The 712-nt window shown below is 70.4% G+C and carries 1 protein-coding gene; it reads left to right on the top strand.

Annotation, left to right across the window (positions count from 1 at the left end):
• Nucleotides 1–401: 401 nt before the first annotated feature.
• Nucleotides 402–712 (top strand): GTP-binding protein (locus tag EAO77_RS36895; RefSeq protein WP_187283592.1); only part of this gene is annotated, 311 nt, incomplete at its 3' end.

Here is a 712-nt window from a genome sequence, read left to right on the forward strand (position 1 = left end):
GGCGCGGGCCGCGGCGGAGAAGTCGACCTCGCCGCGGACGGCGGCGGTGAGCGCGTGCGCCAGCTCGTCCGTATCCCCTGGGTGTCGCTCTCCTCCCGGGCCGCCGGGCCGCCGGCTGCTCCGTCCGCGGACCGGCTCGTGGTCCCGCTCGTGATCCTCGTGCGCCATGTCTCCCAGAATGGCCCGTGCCTCCGCCCGGTACACGTGCGGAAAGCGGGTCGGTTGCGGACGTTGTGAGCAGAAGTGCGAACCGGGACCGTCGGGGCCCTTGCCCAACTGATCGTCAACTCTCCTATAGTGACCACGGATTGACCTGAAACGTGATCAGAGACCAGCGGCTTCGGCTGCGCCCCTCGCACCCGCGGAAGGCATCGCCCGATGACCGGAACCCCCGAGGAACGATGACCCGCGCCGGGGCGCAGCTCAGCGCGACGAAGATCGTCGTGGTCGGAGGGCACGGCACCGGCCGCACCACGATGGTGCGCTCGGTCAGCGAGATCCGCTCGCTGCACACGGAGGAGACGATCACCGGCGCCCTGCCGGCCGTGTCGTTCCCCGCGAAGACGGCGACGACGGTGGCCCTGGACTTCGGCCGGATCACCCTCGACGACGAAACGGTTCTCTACCTGTTCGGCACCCCGGGGCAGGAGCGCTTCCGCTTCCTGTGGGACCGCCTGCTGAACGGCACCATCGGCGCGGTCGTGCTCGTCGA

It is taken from the genome of Streptomyces sp. T39 (genome assembly GCF_008042045.1).
GTDB lineage: Bacteria > Actinomycetota > Actinomycetes > Streptomycetales > Streptomycetaceae > Streptomyces.